The following is a 17,492-nucleotide window of genomic DNA, read 5'->3' as shown; positions in this document are numbered from 1 at the left end:
CCTTCCCATCCCGAACAGGACCGTGAAACGACTCTACGCCGATGATAGTGCGGATTCCCGTGTGAAAGTAGGTAATCGTCAGGCTCCCTAAGCCAGAAACCCCAGCCCGAAAGGCGGGGGTTTTTGCATTGGCGCGGCAGAAATGCGCATGGGATCGGGAATGGGCGGCCTGGCTGGAGCTGGGGCGACGAATGAACCGATTTAGGGACCTGCCGCCCTCGAGCGACCTGCGGCGCGTCGCCGTCGCTATCCCCCCAAATCTTTAGATGCGTTTCGCTGCGTTCCACATCAATCTGGCTGGGGCGAAGCGTCGAATGTGTCGACTCGGGCTCCCATTGTTCTCGAGCGATCTACGGTTCTACGCCACCGAAATCTCCCGGCGCGCTCTCCTTTGCGCCACATCAATCGGCACACCGCTGAGTGTTCATCTAACGTCGATCCTTCCATAGATAGTTCCGTGATGGACGACGATGAACGACGTTTTCTGAAAATGGTCGGAAATTGATGTATCTGGGCGAGAGCCCTCCGAGCCATCCACTGGTCCTTCGACACGTTGTGCCAACGTGATCATCGGCGCACGCAACGCACTCAGCGCCAAATCGTCATAAAAATCTATGCGCATAAAGTCCATTCGCGCGACATGCCCGGCAGAGCGGGGGGCAAGCCCTTCGGGGTAATATCGCCATTCGTCCCGACTCCCGGCGCTTCCAGGCAACCGCGGGTGGTCGGTGTCCTCCGTATTCCGTCTCCCGCATCGTTCATGACTGACAGCCCTGCCCAAGGTGGTCGGACGACCGACTTCTTGCCGTATCTCGTCGCCGCAACGTTCTTCATGGAGTACCTCGACACGACCGTGATCGCGACCGCGCTGCCACAAATGGCGCGCTCGTTCGGCGTCGGGCCGAACGCGCTGAGCCTCGGGATGACGGCCTACATGCTGGCCTTGGCGGTGTTCATCCCGATCAGCGGCTGGATCGCGGATCGCTATGGCTCGCGCACGGTGTTCGCCAGTGCGATCGTCGTCTTTACCGGTGCGTCGGTGCTGTGCGGGTTGTCCGAGGGCGTGGTGACGTTCACCGCTGCGCGCCTGCTGCAAGGCGTCGGAGGGGCGATGATGGTGCCGGTCGGGCGCATGATCGTCGTGCGCAGCACCGAGAAAGCGAAGCTGATGCGTGCGATCGCGACGATCACGTGGCCAGGCATCGTCGCACCTGTCGTCGGACCGCCGATCGGCGGCTTCATCACGACTTATGCGTCATGGCGATGGATCTTCCTGCTGAACGTCCCGTTCGGCATCGCCGCGCTGGTCTGCACCTGGTTGATCGTCCGGAACACGCGGGCCGACGAGCAACGGCCGCTCGACTGGGGCGGCTTCGTGCTCGCTGGAGGTGCGCTGACCTGCCTGCTGATCGGCACCGAAGCGGCCGGCCAGCAGGACGTCCACTTTACGCGCGCGGCCGTCCTGGTGGGTGCGAGCGTGCTGTTCGGCATTGCCGCATGGTGGCATGCGCGACGGTGCGCGCATCCGTTGCTCGACTTCACGACATTGAATGTGCCGACGTTCTCGGTGACGGTCATCACCGGGTCGATCACACGGATGGCCATCAATGCCGTGCCGTACCTGCTGCCGCTGCTGTTCCAGATCGGTTTCGGGCTGTCGCCGTTCCAGTCCGGCCTGCTGCTGCTCGCGAGCGCGCTCGGCAATCTCGGGATGAAGGCGGGAACGTCTTGGATTCTCGACCGCTACGGCTTCCGGCGCGTCGCACTCGTCGACGTGACGATAGTCGGCCTTTTCACGATCGCATGTGGCTGGCTGACTGCATCGACGCCACTGGCGATCACGCTGTTGGTCGTATTCGTCTATGGACTGACGCGCTCGATGCAGTTCACGACGCTCGCGACGCTGGCCTATGCGGATATCCCGGCTCAGCAGACAAGTGCTGCCAGCACGTTGTGGAGCGCCGCGCAGCAGATGACGATCGGGATGGGCATCGCGTTTGGTGCGTTGTCGCTGCGACTCGCGGCATTGGTGCGGGGAGATGCAGCGGGCATGCACTACGTGCTTGACGACTTTCGCTGGGCGTTCGTGGCAGCCGGGGTGCTCGCGTTGCTGACGTTGCCGGGCTATGCACGGCTCGCCTCAGATGCGGGCGACCGGCTGCGGGCGAATGTGGCGCGCGGGTAGGCCGGGTTTTTCATCGATTTAGTGCCGCGACAGGTGAGTGCTTCTGCTTTCTGTTGCTCACTTGAGGTGTCGATCCGACGCGCCGCGCCGGTCTGACGGGAATCGAAAGCGATCATCTGCCAGGTTGGACGGGTGAGCTGGTCGCGCACTGAGCCCCGTTCGCGAAGAACCCTGCTCGATCGCGCGCGATCGGCACGTCAGATGCGCAGTGTTTCTCACGAAAATCCGCCTGCATGGCGGATGGCGCGACAGCGTTGTGCCCGTTCCGATAGCCGTCACTGTGCGTCATGGAAGATGATGCCGACCGTGTGGCGATGGCCGCTCCGAATCCGGCTGACGCCGTGTCGCAGGTTGACGCGATAGACGCCGCGCGTTCCCTGCACGGGCCTGCCATGTACGGCGAAGATGACGGCGTCGCCTTGCGTCAGCGGCACCACTTCCGCGCGCGACTGCATGCGTGGTCGCTGTTCCGTCAGTACGAATTCGCCGCCGGTGAAATCGCGGCCCGGCGCCGACAGCAGAATCGCGACCTGAAGCGGAAAGACGTGTTCGCCATACAGGTCCTGATGGAGACAGTTGTAGTCGTCGGCGCCGTATTGCAGGATCAGCGGCGTCGGTCGCGTCTGTCCCGCTGCGTGGCAGCGATCGAGGAAGGTCGCATGGTCTGCCGGATAACGGACGTCGATCCCGAGTGCCTTGTTCCAGCGATTCGCGATTGGTGCGAGATGCGGGTAGATCGTCGCACGCAGCCCGGCGATGATCGCAGGGAGCGGGTACGCGAAATACTTGTATTCGCCGCGACCGAACCCGTGCCGTGCCATCACGACGCGCGAGCGATAGAGCGCATCGCGCGGATAGAGGGATGCGAGCGCCGCGCACTCACTTTCCGAGATCAGGCCCGGCACGCGCACGCATCCGTAGCGGTCGAGATCGGCATCGACATTCGTCCAGTCGATCGCGTCGACGCGTTGCGCGATTTCCAGCGATTCGACTGCAGGTTGCAGGTCGGCAATGTTCACGGGCGTACCTCGGTTCGTCAGCAATGTGGCGCCATGCAGTCGTGCGGATTACTTCGGCCGCGTCGTCCGCACGGTGGAGCCCACGGTAAATGTTGATGCGCCCAGTCTACGGATGTCCATGCGCCGGCGCGCTCCAGATCTTGCGCTTCAATTCGGGAGAGAAAGAGGGTGAACGCTCACGACGGCACGGACGCACCGGATGCCTCGTCGAGTCGCATTGGAGAAGCGGAGAAGCGGAGAAGCGGAGAAGCGGAGAAGCGGAGAAGCGGAGAAGCGGAGAAGCGGAGAAGCGGAGAAGCGGAGAAGCGGAGAAGCGGAGAAGCGGAGAAGCGAGGAAGCGAGGAAGCGAGGAAGCGAGGAAGCGAGGGTCGAATCTTCTGCAGCGGGCAGCCGGCTGTTGCCGGCCCCCGCCGAATCACCGTTTACGCCACCGTCCGGAACAGCCAATAGAGCCCGCCGGCAAGCACGATCGACGCCGGCAGCGTCAGCACCCACGCCAGCACCAGGCTGCGCACCGTGCCCCATTGCAAGCCCGATCCGTTCGCGGCCATCGTGCCTGCGACGCCCGACGACAGCACGTGCGTCGTCGACACGGGCAATCCGTACACGTCGGCCGCACCGATCGTGAGCATCGCGACGAGTTCGGCCGACGCGCCCTGTCCGTACGTCAGATGCTGCTTGCCGATTTTCTCGCCGACGGTCACGACGATCCGCTTCCAGCCGACCATCGTGCCGAGGCCCAGTGCGATTGCGACCGCAACCTTCACCCACGTCGGAATGAACTTGGTCGCGTGGTCGAGCTGCTTGCGATAGTTGTCGATCGCGAGCTTGTCGTCGGCGGCGAACGCGGGCTGACCGGACTTCTCGATCAGGCGGATTGCTTCGGACACCAGATACATCGTGTTGCGCACGTTGTCGACGTCACGTTGCGGCACGGCCGCCATCGAGCCCGATGCACCGACCGCGGTCGCGAGCGACGTGGACAACTGCTGCACGGCGGGGATCACGGCCGGCGTCAGTTCGCGATGCTGGACGTAAAGCTCGACATCGGCGCGCGGGTTCGCGGACGGCGCGACGCCGTTCGTGTACTTCCCGAACGTCGCGGCTGCCTGGTTCGCGACCGCGACGAAGGTCTGCGTCTCGGCCGGCGTGACGGCCTTGTTCAGCGCGTAGGCGGCCGGCACCGTGCCGATCAGGATCAGCATGATGAGGCCCATCCCTTTCTGTCCGTCGTTCGAGCCGTGCGCGAACGACACGCCCGTGCAGGTCAGGATCAGCAGGCAGCGAATCCAGAACGGCGGCGGCTGATCCTTCGGCGGCTCCTTGTACAGCTCCGGAATCTTCACGAGGGTTTTCAGCACGAGCAGCAGCAGCGCCGCGCACAGGAAGCCGACGATCGGCGAGAACAGCAGCGACTTGCCGACGCCGAGCGCCTGGCCCCAGTCGACGCCGCTCGTACCGGACGGCCCGTGCATCAGCTGATTCATCAGCCCGACGCCGATGATCGACCCGATCAGCGTATGCGAGCTCGACGACGGCAACCCGAAGTACCAGGTCGCGAGATTCCATACGATCGCGGCGATCAGCAGTGCGAACACCATCGAGAAGCCTGCACCGTTGCCGACCTGCAGGATCAGCTCGACCGGCAGCAGTTGCAGGATGCCGAACGCGACAGCGCCGCTCGAGATCATCACGCCGAGGAAGTTCCACAGGCCCGACCAGATCACGGCGACGTTCGGCGTCAGCGAGTGCGTATAGATCACGGTGGCCACCGCGTTCGCGGTGTCGTGGAAACCGTTGACGAATTCGAAGCCGAGCGCGATCAGCAGCGCGGCGCCGAGCATCAGGTACGGGAACAGCGATCCTTCGCGCATCGGCGACAGATCGTCGATCAGGTGCGTCGCGATATAGATCGCACCGATTGCGAGCACCAGCAGGAAGACGGCATAGCCGAGCTGCCTGGTGCGCTCGACGGAACCCGAATTGTTCGGGGTAGACGAAGCAGGTTGATTCATGACGGTATCTCGTAAGGGAACCGCGACCGATCCTAGCTTCGGCTAGCAGTCAGTTTGATGACAGCAGGGACAACGAACGGAGTGTCTTACAGCGACGTAAGGTGAACGTCGCCATGCGATTGCGATACGACGCTAGACGTCGGCTTGTGTCGTGGTCGATATCGCGAACGCAACACGGCAGGAGGCTAGGTGGCAGTGTCGCGCCGATCGTCGTCGGCGATCAACATCCATCCGTGCGGCGACGCAGCGAATGTCGTGCACGACAGCGGTGCGATGTCGATGCGGGTTGCGGCGTCGGGGTCCATCCGCAGCGCGTGCGCGATGGCCGCGCGAACGATCGGCGCATGCGTGACGGCGACGATGTCGCGGCCGTGTTGCAGCGCGTTCAACCATGTGCCGACGCGGCGCATCGCTGCACCGAACGATTCGCCGCCGTGCGGCGACGCGGACGGATCGCCGATCCACACGCTCAATTCGTCAGGCATGTCGCGCGCGAGGTCGTGCAGCCGCTTGCCGCGCCAGTCTCGGTAATCGATGTCGCGCAGTGCGTCATCGACGTCGGCGTGCAGCCCGAGAGCATCGACGGTCTGCACCGCGCAGCGGGCCGGGCTGCACAGCACGAGCGCGCCGGTCACGCCTGCCCACTGGTCGCGCAGTGCCGCGGCTTCGGCGAGCCCGTGCGCGTCGAGCGGATCGTCGTCCGGAAACGTGCCGGTGCGCATCGCCCGGGTCGAGGCATGTGCGATCAGGCGCAGCGAGGCATGCATGTTCATGTCGTTTTTCGGATGATCCCGGACGGACGAGTTCGTCCGCCTGTCGCTGCTTCAATACGCGAACGTTCGCGCGTACAATTCGCCCGATACGAAACGCGGAAGCCGGTTCAATTCCGGCGCGGTCGCGCCACTGTAACCGGTGATCCATGATCCCGGAAGCCAGACCTGCCTTCGTACCCATCCAACATTTGTCGGGGCGCGATTCCCCTGAGGTGCATCCATGAGCGAAGCAGTGCTGAAGCCGGCGGTCGTGCCGGCGCCCATTCCCGTCCGTGAATTGTTGCCGTGGGCCGTGTTCGTCGGCCTGATCCTGTTGCTCGCGATTTACTTCGTCGGCGCGGAACAGGGGGCGACGTCGCTCGTGCCGGGCATGTACGTCCACGAGTTCGTCCACGACGGCCGCCATCTGCTCGGCTTCCCCTGCCACTGACGCGGAGTTCACGATGGTCGGAAAGCTGCTCATGCGCGGGATGCTCGCAGGCATCGCCGCAGGCCTCCTCACGTTCGGTTTCGCGAAAGTCGTCGGCGAACCGCAAGTCGATCAGGCAATCTCCTTTGAAGAAAAACTCGACGCCGCCAAGGGCGACGCGCCGGAACCCGAGCTGGTCAGCCGCCACACGCAGGCCGGCCTCGGTCTGCTGACGGGCGTCGTGACTTACGGCGCGGCATTCGGCGGGCTGTTCTCGCTGGTCTTTGCGTATGCGTATGGCCGAGGCAGCCGCCTCCCGGCACGGCCGCTGGCCGCGTGGCTCGCGCTGGCGGCGTTCGTCGCGCTCGTGATCGTGCCGAACATCAAGTACCCGGCCAATCCGCCGTCGGTCGGCGATCCGGACACGATCGGCTATCGCACGGGCCTGTTCTTCCTGATGATTGCGATTTCGATCGCGACGATGGTGTTCTCGGTCAACGTGCGCCGTCACCTGCTGGCGAAGCTTGGCCAATGGAACGCGTCGATCGTCGCGGGGCTGGTGTTCATCGTGATCATCGCGGCCGTGCAGCTCGGGCTGCCGTCGATCAACGAAGTGCCGGCTGCGTTCCCGGCCGCCGTGCTGTGGAAGTTCCGCGTCGCGGCGATCGGCATGCAGGTGATCATGTGGACGACGATCGGCCTGCTGTTCGGCGCATGGGTCGAGCGCACCGAACGCGTCGGCATGCGCGCCGCCTGACGCGTATTGCAACGGGGCGCGCCTAGCGCAGCATGCGCGGCGCGCTCCACGTTGATTCGCGCGCCAGCGCGACGAACGCGGCCAGATAGTCGATCGACGCATCCGCTTCGCGGATGCCGAGGAAGATCTGCTTCGCAATTCCCTTCTTGCCCAGCTTGACCGGCACGACCGGCATCCGGTCTGCGTATTCGTCGGCAAGCCATCTCGGCAGCGCGGCCACGCCGCGCCCGCTCGCCACCATTTGCAGCATGATGTCGGTCGTCTCGATCGACTTGTGTCGCTTCGGCACGATGCCGGCCGGCGTCAGGAACTGGTTGTAGATGTCGAGCCGGTCGGTTTCGACCGGGTAGGTGATCAGGATCTCGTCGGTCAGCTGCTCGGGCGTCACGTAGTCGGCGTTCGCGAACCGGTGTGAATCGGCGACCACCAGCACCTGCTCGTAGTCGAACACAGGGTCGAAGCGCAGGCCCGGCTTGTTCAGCGGATCGGGCGTCACGAGCACGTCGATGTCATAGCCGAACAGCGCGCCGATGCCGCCGAACTGGAAGCGCTGCTTCACGTCCACGTCGACGTCGGGCCAGCGCGACAGGTAGGGCGACACGACCTTCAGCAGCCACTGGTAGCACGGGTGGCACTCCATCCCGATGCGCAGCGTGCCGCGCTCGCCCTTCGCGTACTGCTTCATCCGCTCCTCGGCGAGCTCGAACTGCGGCAGCAGCCGGTTCGCCAGCTTCAGCAGATACTGCCCGCCCTGCGTGAGCCTCAGGCCGCGACCCTCGCGATCCCAGATCGGCGTGCCGAGCTGCTGCTCGATTTTCCGGACGGTATGGCTGAGCGCCGATTGCGTGAGGTGCAGCGTATTGGCGGCCGCGGTCAGCGAGCCCTGACGCTCGACCTCACGAATGACGACGAGATGGAATCGTTCCAGCATGGGTTTCGCTCGCGCAATAGATGCATGAATAACTTTAATGGATGAATGAAATAATGCCATTTTATTTCATGATTTGAAATCCCTATGATGATTGCCGGACATTCAATTTCTCTTCTGGACGGAAGCTCATGGTCACGACACACAACCTCGGTTTTCCGCGCATCGGCGCCAAGCGCGAACTCAAGTTCGGTCTCGAACGCTACTGGAAGGATGAATCGTCGCGCGACGAGCTGAAGGCGCTTGGCGCCGAGCTACGCCGGCGTCACTGGAACGACCAGCGCGACCTGGACCTGGCCCCGATCGGCGATTTCGCGTTCTACGATCAGGTGCTCGACATGAGCTTCACGCTCGGCAACCTGCCGAAGCGCGTGCAGGGCTTCCACGGCGACGTGCTCGACAACTATTTCCGCGTCGCGCGCGGCCGTTCGGCACCGGCGGCGGAAGCGCATGCCGCGTGCTGCGGTGGTGTGTCGGCCGGTGAAATGACGAAGTGGTTCGATACGAACTATCACTACATCGTGCCGGAATTCCACGCGGACACGAACTTCTCGCTCGATCCGTCGCGCCTGCTCCAGCAACTGGCGGAAGCGCAGGCGCAGAGCGTGGCCGCGAAGCCGGTGATCCTCGGTCCCGTCACGTACCTGTGGCTGGGCAAGGCGAAGGACGATTCCGACCGCCTCGCGCTGCTGCCGAAGCTGCTGCCGGTGTACGGTGCGCTGCTCGATACGCTGACCGCGCAGGGCGTCGAATGGGTGCAGATCGACGAACCGATTCTCGTCACCGAACTCGACGCCGAATGGCAGCAAGCCTTCAAGACCGCGTACGCTGCGCTCGAAACGCGCCGGATCAAGGTGCTGCTCGCGACGTACTTCGGCCAGTTGCAGGGCAACCTGGCGCTCGCGCGCTCGCTGCCGGTCGACGGCCTGCATGTCGACGCGATCAATGCACGCGACGAGGTCGACACGCTGGCGCGTGAACTGCCGGCCGGGCACGTGCTGTCGGTGGGCGCGATCAACGGCCGCAACATCTGGAAGACGGATTTGAACGCCACGCTCGACTGGCTCGAGCCGCTCGCGAAGCAACTGGGCGATCGCCTGTGGCTCGCACCTTCGTGCTCGCTGCTGCACGTACCGGTCGATCTCGCGAGCGAAGAGAAGCTCGACGCGGAAATCCGCTCGTGGCTCGCGTTCGCGCTGCAGAAACTCGACGAGCTGAAGGTGCTCGCGACCGCACTGAACCAGGGTCGCGACAAGGTGGCCGATGCGCTGGCCGCGAACGCCGCCGCGATCCATTCGCGTCGCCACTCGCCGCGCGTGAACAACCCGGCGGTGAAGGCTGCAATCGCCCGGATCGACGCGCAGCTCGGCAACCGCGTGAGCCCCTATACGCAGCGCGCGCCGAAGCAGTCGGCACGCCTGAATTTGCCGGCGTTCCCGACGACGACGATCGGCTCGTTCCCGCAGACCGGCGAAATCCGCCAGGCCCGCAGCCAGTTCAAGGCCGGCACGCTGGATGAGGCAGGCTACCGCAAGGCGATGCAGGCCGAGATCGAACGCAGCGTCCGCGAACAGGAGTCGCTCGAACTCGACGTGCTCGTGCACGGTGAAGCCGAGCGCAACGACATGGTCGAATACTTCGGCGAGCAACTCGACGGCTACGCGTTCAGCCAGTTCGGCTGGGTGCAGTCGTACGGTTCGCGCTGCGTGAAGCCGCCGATCCTGTTCGGCGACATCAGCCGCACGAAGGCGATGACGGTCGAGTGGATCACGTATGCGCAGTCGCTGACGAACAAGCCGATGAAGGGCATGCTGACCGGCCCCGTGACGATCCTGAACTGGTCGTTCGTGCGTGACGACCAGCCGCGCTCGGTGTCGTGCTACCAGCTCGCGCTGGCGATCCGCGAGGAAGTGCTCGACCTCGAGAAGGCCGGCGTGCGCGTGATCCAGATCGACGAGGCCGCGCTGCGCGAAGGGCTGCCGCTGCGCCGCGCGCAATGGGGCGAGTACCTGAAGTGGGCGGTCGAATCGTTCCGCATCACCGCGAACGGCGTGCAGGACGATACGCAGATCCATACGCACATGTGCTATTCGGAGTTCAACGACATCATCGCGTCGATCGCCGACATGGATGCGGACGTGATCACGATCGAGACGTCGCGCTCGGACATGGAGCTGCTCGACGCATTCGACAACTTCAAGTATCCGAACGAAATCGGGCCGGGCGTGTACGACATTCACTCGCCGAACATCCCGACGCAGGAGCACATCGTCGGCCTGATGAAGAAGGCGGCTGAGCGGATTCCGGCGGAACGCCTGTGGGTGAACCCGGACTGCGGCCTGAAGACGCGCCAGTGGGCGGAAGTGATTCCGGCGCTGACGAACATGGTCGCCGCAGCGAAGACGCTGCGCAACCAGGTGCAATGACGCGCGAGCGCTGTGTGCTTGCTGCCCGGATCGATGATCCGGCGGCGGGGATCGCACCGATCGAGATCGTCTGGGGCAGGCGCCGGGACGGGGCGCTTCCACTGTTTTTTTGGGGGGCTCATTCCTGCCATGTTCGAACGTAACCGCTACCCGCTCGACCAGATCGCCCCGGAACTGTTCGCCGCCATCCGGAAGGAAAACCGTCGCCAGGAAGATCACATCGAGCTGATCGCGTCGGAAAATTACACGAGCCCGGCCGTGATGACCGCACAGGGCTCGTAACTCACGAACAAGTACGCGGAAGGTTATCCGGGCAAGCGCTACGATGGCGGCTGCGAGTACGTCGAAGTCGGCGAGCAACTGGCGATCGAGCGTGTGCGTGCGCAGGTCGCCGAGCTGACCAAACGTTTCCCGGTGCATTCGTGACAGCACGCTGAGGAGGACAGGGTGAGAAATGTGGAAAACGACGCGATCGAACGGCTGCTGAAGTCGCTCGACGACGACAGCGACGATTGTGGGGCGATGTACCAAGAGGTCGGCCGTGCGGTGGTGGACTGGCTGCGGCGGACCGATCGGGACGCGTTGCGTACCATTGCCCGCGCGTGGGTTGAATGCGATGAAGCGCAAGCTGCGTTGCTCGACCTGGATTTTTATTCCATGGAGCTTGGCGCGGCGAAGGAACGTGCGGAGATCGCCGACGCCGTGGTGCGCAATGTGGTCCGGAAAGTCGTCTTCAAGGAATCGACATGATGACGATCGCGACGACGGGTTCGCGCATGCGCGCGGGATGGCGCACGAAAACGAGCCCGAGCGCGGCGTGCGCTGCACGATGTGCTTCGACATGCGTTTCGAGCGCACCGCGTGCTATCCGGGGTTGATGTCCCGGGAATACAACCGGCACAAGGGCGGCGGCTCGGCACGCATGATCGAGATCAGCAAGCGCGACACGCTTTATCAGCAGGAGTACTTCGGATGTGCGTATTCGCTGCGCGATACTAACCTGCAGCGCAAGGCGAACGGTCGTGAACCGATCGGGATCGGCACGGTGTATGGTACGAAGGGCGCGCCGGAAGGCGGCAATCAAGAAAGCTGACGATTGCCGCTTGCTACGTCACATGTCCTGGTGTCCGGGCGTGCCGGGCAGTGCGTCAGGGGCCGGCGTTGCCGCGATCACCTGGCGCTCATGGTCCAGATCGAGCGAGCGGGACAGTAGCCAGTACACGGCCCCCGCGACGACCAGGCCGATGAGCCAGGCGATATCCACGCCACCGAGCAGGCGTGCGAACGGGCCGACGAAGATCTCGCGGTTCGCCTCGGCATCGACAATCGAGAAGAACGGCACCATCGCCGCGAAGCCGACCAGGTACGCGACGATGCCGCGCGGCTGCCAGGCGCCGTACAGGCCGCCCGGCGTGAAGAAATGCGCGATCGCATAGTGGCCGCGTCGCACGAAGAAATAGTCGACGAGGTTGACCGCGGTCCACGGCACGAGGAAGTAGAGCATCAGCGTCAGGAACGTTTGCAGCAGCGCGATGCCGTTGCCGCGGATCGCGAACACGCACGTGAGCACGAACGTGCTGATCGCGACGATCGATGCGACGCGCGCGCGGCGCGTCGGCCGGATCTGCACGATCGAGTCGATACCGGTCAGCACGGTCAGCATCGCGCTGTATGCGTTGAGCGCGATGATCGGCAGGAAGCCGACGAGCGACACGATCGCGATCAGCTTGCCGAGGCCCGGCACAAGCGACGTGCCGACGTCGTTCATCGCGACCAGCGCATCCGCCGCGTGCAGCTTCTGCGCGAGCCACGCGCCGAGCCCGATCATCCAGGTGCCCGACAGCGAGGCACCGGCGAAGATCACCGCGATCAGCTTCGCGCGGCTGGTGTGTTTCGGCAGATAGCGCGAATAGTCGGACACGTAGGGTGCATACGAAATGTTGTAGCTGGCGGCGATCGCGAACTGCGTGGCGAACCCGATCCAGTTGAAGCCCGGTGCGACGGCGGGTGCGGCGGCCGCGACGCCCGATGCAGGCGCCGCGTGACCGAACGCGAGCGCGAGCGTGACGAGCGCATAGAGCGGCAGCGTCGCGATCAGTGCCCACGTGAAGGTCCGGTGCATCAGGTCGTGCCCGTAGATCGCGAGCAGCGCGCCGGTCGCGACGGCCGCGATCGCGACGAAACCGCCGTCGATCCCGAACACGTTGTGCACGCCGTCGACCATCAGCGACACGTTGACGACGTTGAAGCCGACGAACACGAACAGCGTCGCGAGCAGCGCGACGATCACGCCGCGATAGCCGAACTGCGCACGAGACTGGATCATCTGCGGTAGCCCCATCTCGGGGCCCTGCGAGCCGTGAAACGCCATGAAGATCGTGCCGAACATGATCCCGAGCGCGCCCGCGAACGTCGTCCAGCCGGCGGACAGGCCCATGCCGGGCCCGACGAAGCCGATCGAGATCGTGAAGAAATGGAAGTTGCCGAGGAACCAGAACGGCCCCTGGCTCGCGAGCTTGGCGTGGCGTTCGTGTTCCGGAATGTAGTCGATCGAGTGGTGCTCGATCGCCAGGCCGGCCGATTCGGTGCGGCCGAGATCGAGCGTGTCGGGGCGATTCATGGCGGTCGTGTCTCCTGGGTCGCACGCGATTCGGCAAGGCGACCGCGTGCGCCTGCCTGCCGCGACGCCGTCGAGGCAGGCGGTGCGGCGCACCGCCGGGCTGCCTAATGAAAAACGGGCAGGCGAGGTTGCCTGCCCGTCGCGGGACGTTACGCGGTGCGCGCGCCGCGCGGCAGCGGCGTTTCCTTCCGGTTCGCCGCACCCGCATCGTCGATGCTCACACGCCGCGAGATCAGCCACACACACAGCGACGACACGATCGCGGCGCTCGTGTACTGGAGCGCGAGCGGCCACCATTGCGGCGCGGTGTTCTGCGCGATGATGGTCGCGACGAGCGGCGTGAGGCCGCCGGCGAGTGCACCGCACACCTGGTACGCGATCGAGATCGCCGCGTAGCGGATGCGTGCGACGAAGATGCCGCTGACGAAGCCCGCGACCACCGAGTAGGAGGCCGACTCCGCGAGCGTCGCGAGGCCGACGCCGACCGTGATCGACAGCGGCGTGCCCATGTGCACGAGCGGCAGCATGACGAACGGGACGATCGCGGCCCATGCGCCGGTGATCAGCAGCACGCGCGTGGTGCCGAAGCGCTGCGCGAGGAACGCGGCCGCGAGTTGCACGACGAACTGCAGCACGGCGACGATCGTCATGCAATGCAGCACCATCGACCGGTCGAGCGACAGGAACTGCGTCGCATAGCTGATCATGAAGATGTTGCTGAAATACACGCCGGCGATGCCGTACACGTTCGCACCGATCGCGAGCAGCAGCAGCGGCCAGTACTTGAGCGCTTCGCGCAGCGGCTTTTGCGCGATGTTGCCGCTCTTCTTGACTTCCTCGAACTCGGGCGACTCGGACACGCTCGCGCGGATCACGAAGCCGACGATCAGCAGTACGGAACTCGCGAGGAACGGCACGCGCCAGCCCCAGCTCATCATGTCTTCCTTCGACAGCGTGCTGATCGCGCCGAACGCGAGCATCGACAGGATCAGGCCGCTTGCGCTGCCGAGCTGCGCGAACGACGCGAAGAACGTGCGCTTGCCTTCCGGCGCATGCTCGCCAGCGAGCAGCACCGCGCCGCCCCATTCGCCGCCGACCGCGATGCCTTGCAGCACGCGCATCAGCACGAGCAGGATCGGTGCGATCACGCCGGCTTGCGCATGGGTCGGCAGCAGGCCGATCGCGACCGTCGACACGGCCATCAGCATCAGCGTCGCGAGCAGCGAACGCTTGCGGCCGAAGCGGTCGCCGAGGTAGCCGAACATCACACCGCCGAGCGGCCGCGCGAAGAAGCCGACCGCGAACGAGCCGAACGAGGCGAGCAGGCTGATGAAGCGGTTTTCGCCGGGAAAGAACAACGGCCCGAACACGATGGCGGCGGCGGTCGCGTAGCTATAGAAGTCGTACCACTCGATCGTGGTGCCGACGAACGACGCGAGCGCCGCCCGCTTGGGTTGCTTGACGGAAGTCCCCATCTTTATGTGTGCTCCTCTGAATTCTCTGATTTGGAATAGGTGGCGGCGCGGGGATCAGTCGCGGTAGGCGACGCCCGGCAGCACGCACAGCAGCTCGTACGCGAGGTTTGCGCCGAGCAGCGCCGTGGTGCCGAACGGGTCGTACGGCGGCGCGACTTCGACGAGATCGCAGCCGACGATGTTCAGCCCCTTCGCACCGCGGATGATCTCGAGCGCCTGCGGCACCGTGAGGCCCGCGATTTCCGGCGTGCCCGTGCCCGGCGCGTAGGCCGGATCGATGCCGTCGATGTCGAAGCTGATGTAGACGGGCGTGTCGCCGACGCGCGCGCGCACTTCTTCCATCAGCGGCGCGAGCGACTTGTTCCAGCATTCTTCCGCCTGGACGACGCGGAAGCCCTGCTCGCGGCACCAGTCGAAATCCTCGGCCGCGTAGCCGGTGCCGCGCAGGCCGATCTGCGTGACCTTGTCGCCGTGCAGCAGGCCTTCCTCGACCGCGCGGCGGAACGGCGTGCCGTGCGCGATCTTTTCGCCCATCATCGTGTCGTTCACGTCGGCGTGTGCATCGACGTGGATCAATGCAACCTTGCCGTGCTTGCGGTGGATCGCGCGCAGGATCGGCAGCGCGATCGTGTGGTCGCCGCCGAGTGTGATCGGCTTGCAGTCGTGCTCGAGGATCGCGTCGTATGCGGCTTCGATGCGTGCGATGGAATCGTGCAGGTTGTACGGATTGATCGCGACGTCGCCGATGTCGGCGATCTGCAGCGAATCGAACGGGGCGGCGCGCGTCGCCATGTTGTACGGGCGCAGCAGCACGGATTCGGTGCGGATCTGGCGCGGGCCGAAGCGCGCGCCGGTGCGGTTGGAGGTGCCGAGATCGAACGGCACGCCGACGAAACAGGCGTCGAGGCCTTCGGCGCTCGCCACGTGCGGCAGGCGCATCATCGTCGCGATGCCGCCGCAGCGCGGCATTTCATTGCCGCCGAGCGGCTGGAAATGGGTGTGGTCGTTCATGGCTGTCTCTTCCGATGTGGGGTTGCCGTATCATGCGACGCGGCTTGGCGCACAGTTTTACGCGCTCCGTCGGGAAAGAAGAATGCGAAGATATCGACGTAAACATCGATTTTCATCGATGTATGGAAGGGGATAAGCGTGCTGGGGAATCTGTCGACCCTCGATCTGCGGTTGATCCGCGTGTTTCTCGCGGTCACGGACGCGGGCGGCGTATCGGCCGCGCAGGCCGTGCTGAACGTCGGGCAGTCGACGATCAGCGCGCAGCTTTCGTCGCTCGAGACGCGGCTCGGCTACCGGCTCTGCGAGCGCGGCCGCAGCGGTTTCCGGCTCACGCCGAAGGGCGAGCGCTTTCAGGCGATGAGCCGCAAGCTGCTCGCGGCGCTCGACGAATTCGGGATGGCCGCGCGGCACATGGACCGCCAACTGGTCGGCACGCTGCACATCGGCCTGATCGGCCATACGCCGGTGAGCCAGAACGCGCGGATCGCCGAGGCGATCGCCGCGTTCCGCACCCGCGACGAGGCCGTGCGTTTCTCGATCTCCGTGCGCGCGCCGGGCGATCTCGAAGAGAAGCTGCTGAGCGACGAGATCCAGATCGCGGTCGGCTACTTCTGGCACCGGGTGCCGACGCTGCACTACACGCCGCTGTTCATCGAGCGCCAGGTCGCGTACTGCGGCCGTGGTCATCCGCTGTTCGACGGCGCCGGCGCGCTGACGCCGGCCGACGTCGCGGGCTTCGAATGGGCGTGGCGCTCGTATCCGCTGCCCGAGGCGCAGATGTCGACGACGCCCGACCGTGTGACGGCGACCGCCGACAACATGGAGGCCGTCGCGCTGCTGATCCTGTCCGGCCACCACCTCGGCTATCTGCCGCAGCACTTCGCGGCGCCGTACGTCGCGCAGGGGCTGCTCACGCCGCTCAATCCGGAGCAACTGCGCTACGACGTGACGTTCCACATGGTCGTCGCGCGCAACGGGCGCGGCAATCCGCTCGTGGAAGCGTTTCTCGAAGATCTCGAACGCGCGCACCAGCCGCCCGACATCGCTTAGGCCGCCGGGCTCAATTATGTGAACGAGTGTTGCGGCGGCACGGCCTGCCCGGCGATGTCCACATCGATCGGCGTCGAAGTGACGGATCGGGGGGCGGGTTCGGCTTGTGCGTGCCGTCCGCCCGCCGGCATCACGGCACCGGCAACCCCGCGTCATGCTTGACCTCGCGCAGCGACAGCGCGGATTCGATCGACGTCACGCCCGGCAGCATCCGCAGCGATTCGCGCAGGAACGTGCCGTAGTCGTCGAGATCGCGCGCCACGACCTGCAGCAGATAGTCGGCGGTGCCCGCCACGTTGTGGCACGCCAGGATCCGCTCGATCCCGAGCACTTCCCGCTCGAAGCGGTCGGCGGTCTTGCGGTCGTGCGTCGCGAACCGCACGAGCACGAATGCGACGACACCGAACCCGAGCGCCTGGCGCGACAGCTGCGCGCGATAGCGCTCGATGTAGCCGTCGTTTTCAAGGCGCTTCAGGCGCCGCGCGCACGGGGTCTCTGAGAGGCCCACGGAATCGGCGAGACGCGCGATCGGCAGGCGGCCGTCGCGCTGCACCGCGGCAAGGATGGCGCGGTCGGTTTTGTCGAGTTCGGTCATGTTGGCGGAATCCTTTTCTGGATTTCATGATTGTGGCGGATTCCCCCAATGATCGCCAATCATGAGCCAAATATGGCCAATAATCCCTCGTCCCCTGGCGGCAACATATCGTCGTAAGAGGACAGGGGCAGACCATGATTTCCACGCATTTGCTGTTGATTTATCTCGCCGCGCTGGCGGCCATCTACGCGGTGCCGGGGCCGGACATGGCGCTGGTGCTGCAGACCAA

The 17,492-nt window shown here is 64.9% G+C and carries 15 protein-coding genes, 2 pseudogenes and 1 riboswitch; of the genes and pseudogenes, 9 read left to right on the top strand and 8 right to left on the bottom strand.

Annotated elements, in window-relative coordinates:
• Positions 1–760: 760 nt before the first annotated feature.
• Positions 761–2,185 carry an MFS transporter gene (locus tag G3N93_RS17725; protein ID WP_174942320.1) on the top strand — a complete coding sequence of 475 codons (1,425 nt, stop codon included), beginning with the start codon at positions 761–763 and terminating at the stop codon, positions 2,183–2,185.
• 275 nt (positions 2,186–2,460) lie between these two features.
• Here the strand turns inward: G3N93_RS17725 and G3N93_RS17720 are convergent, their stop codons facing one another.
• From G3N93_RS17720 to G3N93_RS17710, 3 genes are all read right to left on the bottom strand, one after another.
• Positions 2,461–3,204 (bottom strand): 2OG-Fe(II) oxygenase, encoded by a 744-nt coding sequence (locus tag G3N93_RS17720; RefSeq protein WP_174990030.1) that lies wholly within the window; start codon positions 3,202–3,204, stop codon positions 2,461–2,463.
• Positions 3,205–3,626: 422 nt separating this feature from the next.
• Complete coding sequence (locus G3N93_RS17715) at positions 3,627–5,219, bottom strand: inorganic phosphate transporter (RefSeq protein WP_206133606.1); 1,593 nt, start codon at positions 5,217–5,219, stop codon at positions 3,627–3,629.
• Between the two features lie 185 nt (positions 5,220–5,404).
• Complete coding sequence (locus G3N93_RS17710) at positions 5,405–5,992, bottom strand: histidine phosphatase family protein (RefSeq protein ID WP_206133605.1); 588 nt, start codon at positions 5,990–5,992, stop codon at positions 5,405–5,407.
• Between the two features lie 45 nt (positions 5,993–6,037).
• A riboswitch (cobalamin riboswitch) is annotated at positions 6,038–6,180 on the top strand.
• 32 nt (positions 6,181–6,212) lie between these two features.
• Here G3N93_RS17710 and G3N93_RS17705 point away from each other — a divergent pair.
• Positions 6,213–6,422 (top strand): CbtB-domain containing protein, encoded by a 210-nt coding sequence (locus G3N93_RS17705; protein WP_011353973.1) that lies wholly within the window; start codon positions 6,213–6,215, stop codon positions 6,420–6,422.
• A gap of 13 nt (positions 6,423–6,435) precedes the next feature.
• On the top strand, positions 6,436–7,158 hold the full coding sequence (locus G3N93_RS17700) for a CbtA family protein (RefSeq protein WP_174942322.1): 723 nt from the start codon (positions 6,436–6,438) through the stop codon (positions 7,156–7,158).
• Between the two features lie 22 nt (positions 7,159–7,180).
• On the opposite strand, the gene G3N93_RS17695 is transcribed toward G3N93_RS17700, so the two are convergent.
• A complete protein-coding gene (locus G3N93_RS17695; protein WP_041493167.1) occupies positions 7,181–8,089 on the bottom strand; it encodes a LysR family transcriptional regulator in 909 nt (302 codons plus the stop codon).
• A 128-nt stretch (positions 8,090–8,217) separates the two neighbouring features.
• Here G3N93_RS17695 and metE point away from each other — a divergent pair, with 128 nt between their 5' ends.
• The 4 genes and pseudogenes from metE (at position 8,218) to G3N93_RS17675 (ending at position 11,605) form a co-directional block, all read left to right on the top strand.
• Positions 8,218–10,512, top strand: coding sequence for a 5-methyltetrahydropteroyltriglutamate--homocysteine S-methyltransferase (gene metE / locus G3N93_RS17690; RefSeq protein WP_206133604.1), 2,295 nt, complete (start codon positions 8,218–8,220; stop codon positions 10,510–10,512).
• A gap of 129 nt (positions 10,513–10,641) precedes the next feature.
• Positions 10,642–10,896: pseudogene (glyA, locus tag G3N93_RS17685) on the top strand (serine hydroxymethyltransferase); the annotation flags it as partial.
• Between the two features lie 63 nt (positions 10,897–10,959).
• A complete protein-coding gene (locus G3N93_RS17680; protein ID WP_206133603.1) occupies positions 10,960–11,262 on the top strand; it encodes a hypothetical protein in 303 nt (100 codons plus the stop codon).
• A gap of 37 nt (positions 11,263–11,299) precedes the next feature.
• Complete coding sequence (locus tag G3N93_RS17675; protein ID WP_374196476.1) at positions 11,300–11,605, top strand: epoxyqueuosine reductase QueH; 306 nt, start codon at positions 11,300–11,302, stop codon at positions 11,603–11,605.
• A gap of 18 nt (positions 11,606–11,623) precedes the next feature.
• Here G3N93_RS17675 and G3N93_RS17670 read toward each other — a convergent pair whose 3' ends face one another.
• The 3 genes from G3N93_RS17670 to speB form a co-directional block, all read right to left on the bottom strand.
• Positions 11,624–13,132, bottom strand: a complete 1,509-nt coding sequence (locus G3N93_RS17670; protein WP_206133602.1) for a cytosine permease — start codon at positions 13,130–13,132, stop codon at positions 11,624–11,626.
• Between the two features lie 149 nt (positions 13,133–13,281).
• Positions 13,282–14,607, bottom strand: coding sequence for an MFS transporter (locus G3N93_RS17665; RefSeq protein ID WP_206133601.1), 1,326 nt, complete (start codon positions 14,605–14,607; stop codon positions 13,282–13,284).
• Positions 14,608–14,661: 54 nt separating this feature from the next.
• Positions 14,662–15,618, bottom strand: coding sequence for an agmatinase (speB, locus tag G3N93_RS17660; protein ID WP_011353980.1), 957 nt, complete (start codon positions 15,616–15,618; stop codon positions 14,662–14,664).
• Between the two features lie 138 nt (positions 15,619–15,756).
• Between speB and G3N93_RS17655 the strand changes: the two genes are divergently transcribed.
• On the top strand, positions 15,757–16,668 hold the full coding sequence (locus G3N93_RS17655) for a LysR family transcriptional regulator (protein WP_206133600.1): 912 nt from the start codon (positions 15,757–15,759) through the stop codon (positions 16,666–16,668).
• 130 nt (positions 16,669–16,798) lie between these two features.
• Here G3N93_RS17655 and G3N93_RS17650 read toward each other — a convergent pair whose 3' ends face one another.
• Positions 16,799–17,263 (bottom strand): Lrp/AsnC family transcriptional regulator, encoded by a 465-nt coding sequence (locus tag G3N93_RS17650; RefSeq protein WP_046549763.1) that lies wholly within the window; start codon positions 17,261–17,263, stop codon positions 16,799–16,801.
• Positions 17,264–17,397: 134 nt separating this feature from the next.
• On the opposite strand from G3N93_RS17650, the pseudogene G3N93_RS17645 reads away from it, so the two are divergent.
• Positions 17,398–17,492, top strand: a pseudogene (locus G3N93_RS17645) (LysE family translocator); the annotation flags it as partial.

It is taken from the genome of Burkholderia sp. Se-20378 (assembly GCF_017104665.1).
GTDB lineage: Bacteria > Pseudomonadota > Gammaproteobacteria > Burkholderiales > Burkholderiaceae > Burkholderia > Burkholderia lata.
The sequence above is the reverse complement of the archived record's forward strand: the minus strand, read 5'-3'. Positions and strand labels throughout refer to the sequence as shown.

Bases quoted from the DNA above. Each gene is read 5' to 3' on its own strand.
- G3N93_RS17695 (WP_041493167.1), bottom strand. From the start codon at position 8,089: ATGCTGGAACGATTCCATCTCGTCGTCATTCGTGAGGTCGAGCGTCAG.
- G3N93_RS17650 (WP_046549763.1), bottom strand. From the start codon at position 17,263: ATGACCGAACTCGACAAAACCGACCGCGCCATCCTTGCCGCGGTGCAG.
- G3N93_RS17670 (WP_206133602.1), bottom strand. From the start codon at position 13,132: ATGAATCGCCCCGACACGCTCGATCTCGGCCGCACCGAATCGGCCGGC.
- G3N93_RS17725 (WP_174942320.1), top strand. From the start codon at position 761: ATGACTGACAGCCCTGCCCAAGGTGGTCGGACGACCGACTTCTTGCCG.
- G3N93_RS17705 (WP_011353973.1), top strand. From the start codon at position 6,213: ATGAGCGAAGCAGTGCTGAAGCCGGCGGTCGTGCCGGCGCCCATTCCC.
- speB (WP_011353980.1), bottom strand. From the start codon at position 15,618: ATGAACGACCACACCCATTTCCAGCCGCTCGGCGGCAATGAAATGCCG.
- G3N93_RS17710 (WP_206133605.1), bottom strand. From the start codon at position 5,992: ATGAACATGCATGCCTCGCTGCGCCTGATCGCACATGCCTCGACCCGG.
- G3N93_RS17675 (WP_374196476.1), top strand. From the start codon at position 11,300: ATGGCGCACGAAAACGAGCCCGAGCGCGGCGTGCGCTGCACGATGTGC.
- metE (WP_206133604.1), top strand. From the start codon at position 8,218: ATGGTCACGACACACAACCTCGGTTTTCCGCGCATCGGCGCCAAGCGC.
- G3N93_RS17715 (WP_206133606.1), bottom strand. From the start codon at position 5,219: ATGAATCAACCTGCTTCGTCTACCCCGAACAATTCGGGTTCCGTCGAG.
- G3N93_RS17665 (WP_206133601.1), bottom strand. From the start codon at position 14,607: ATGGGGACTTCCGTCAAGCAACCCAAGCGGGCGGCGCTCGCGTCGTTC.
- G3N93_RS17700 (WP_174942322.1), top strand. From the start codon at position 6,436: ATGGTCGGAAAGCTGCTCATGCGCGGGATGCTCGCAGGCATCGCCGCA.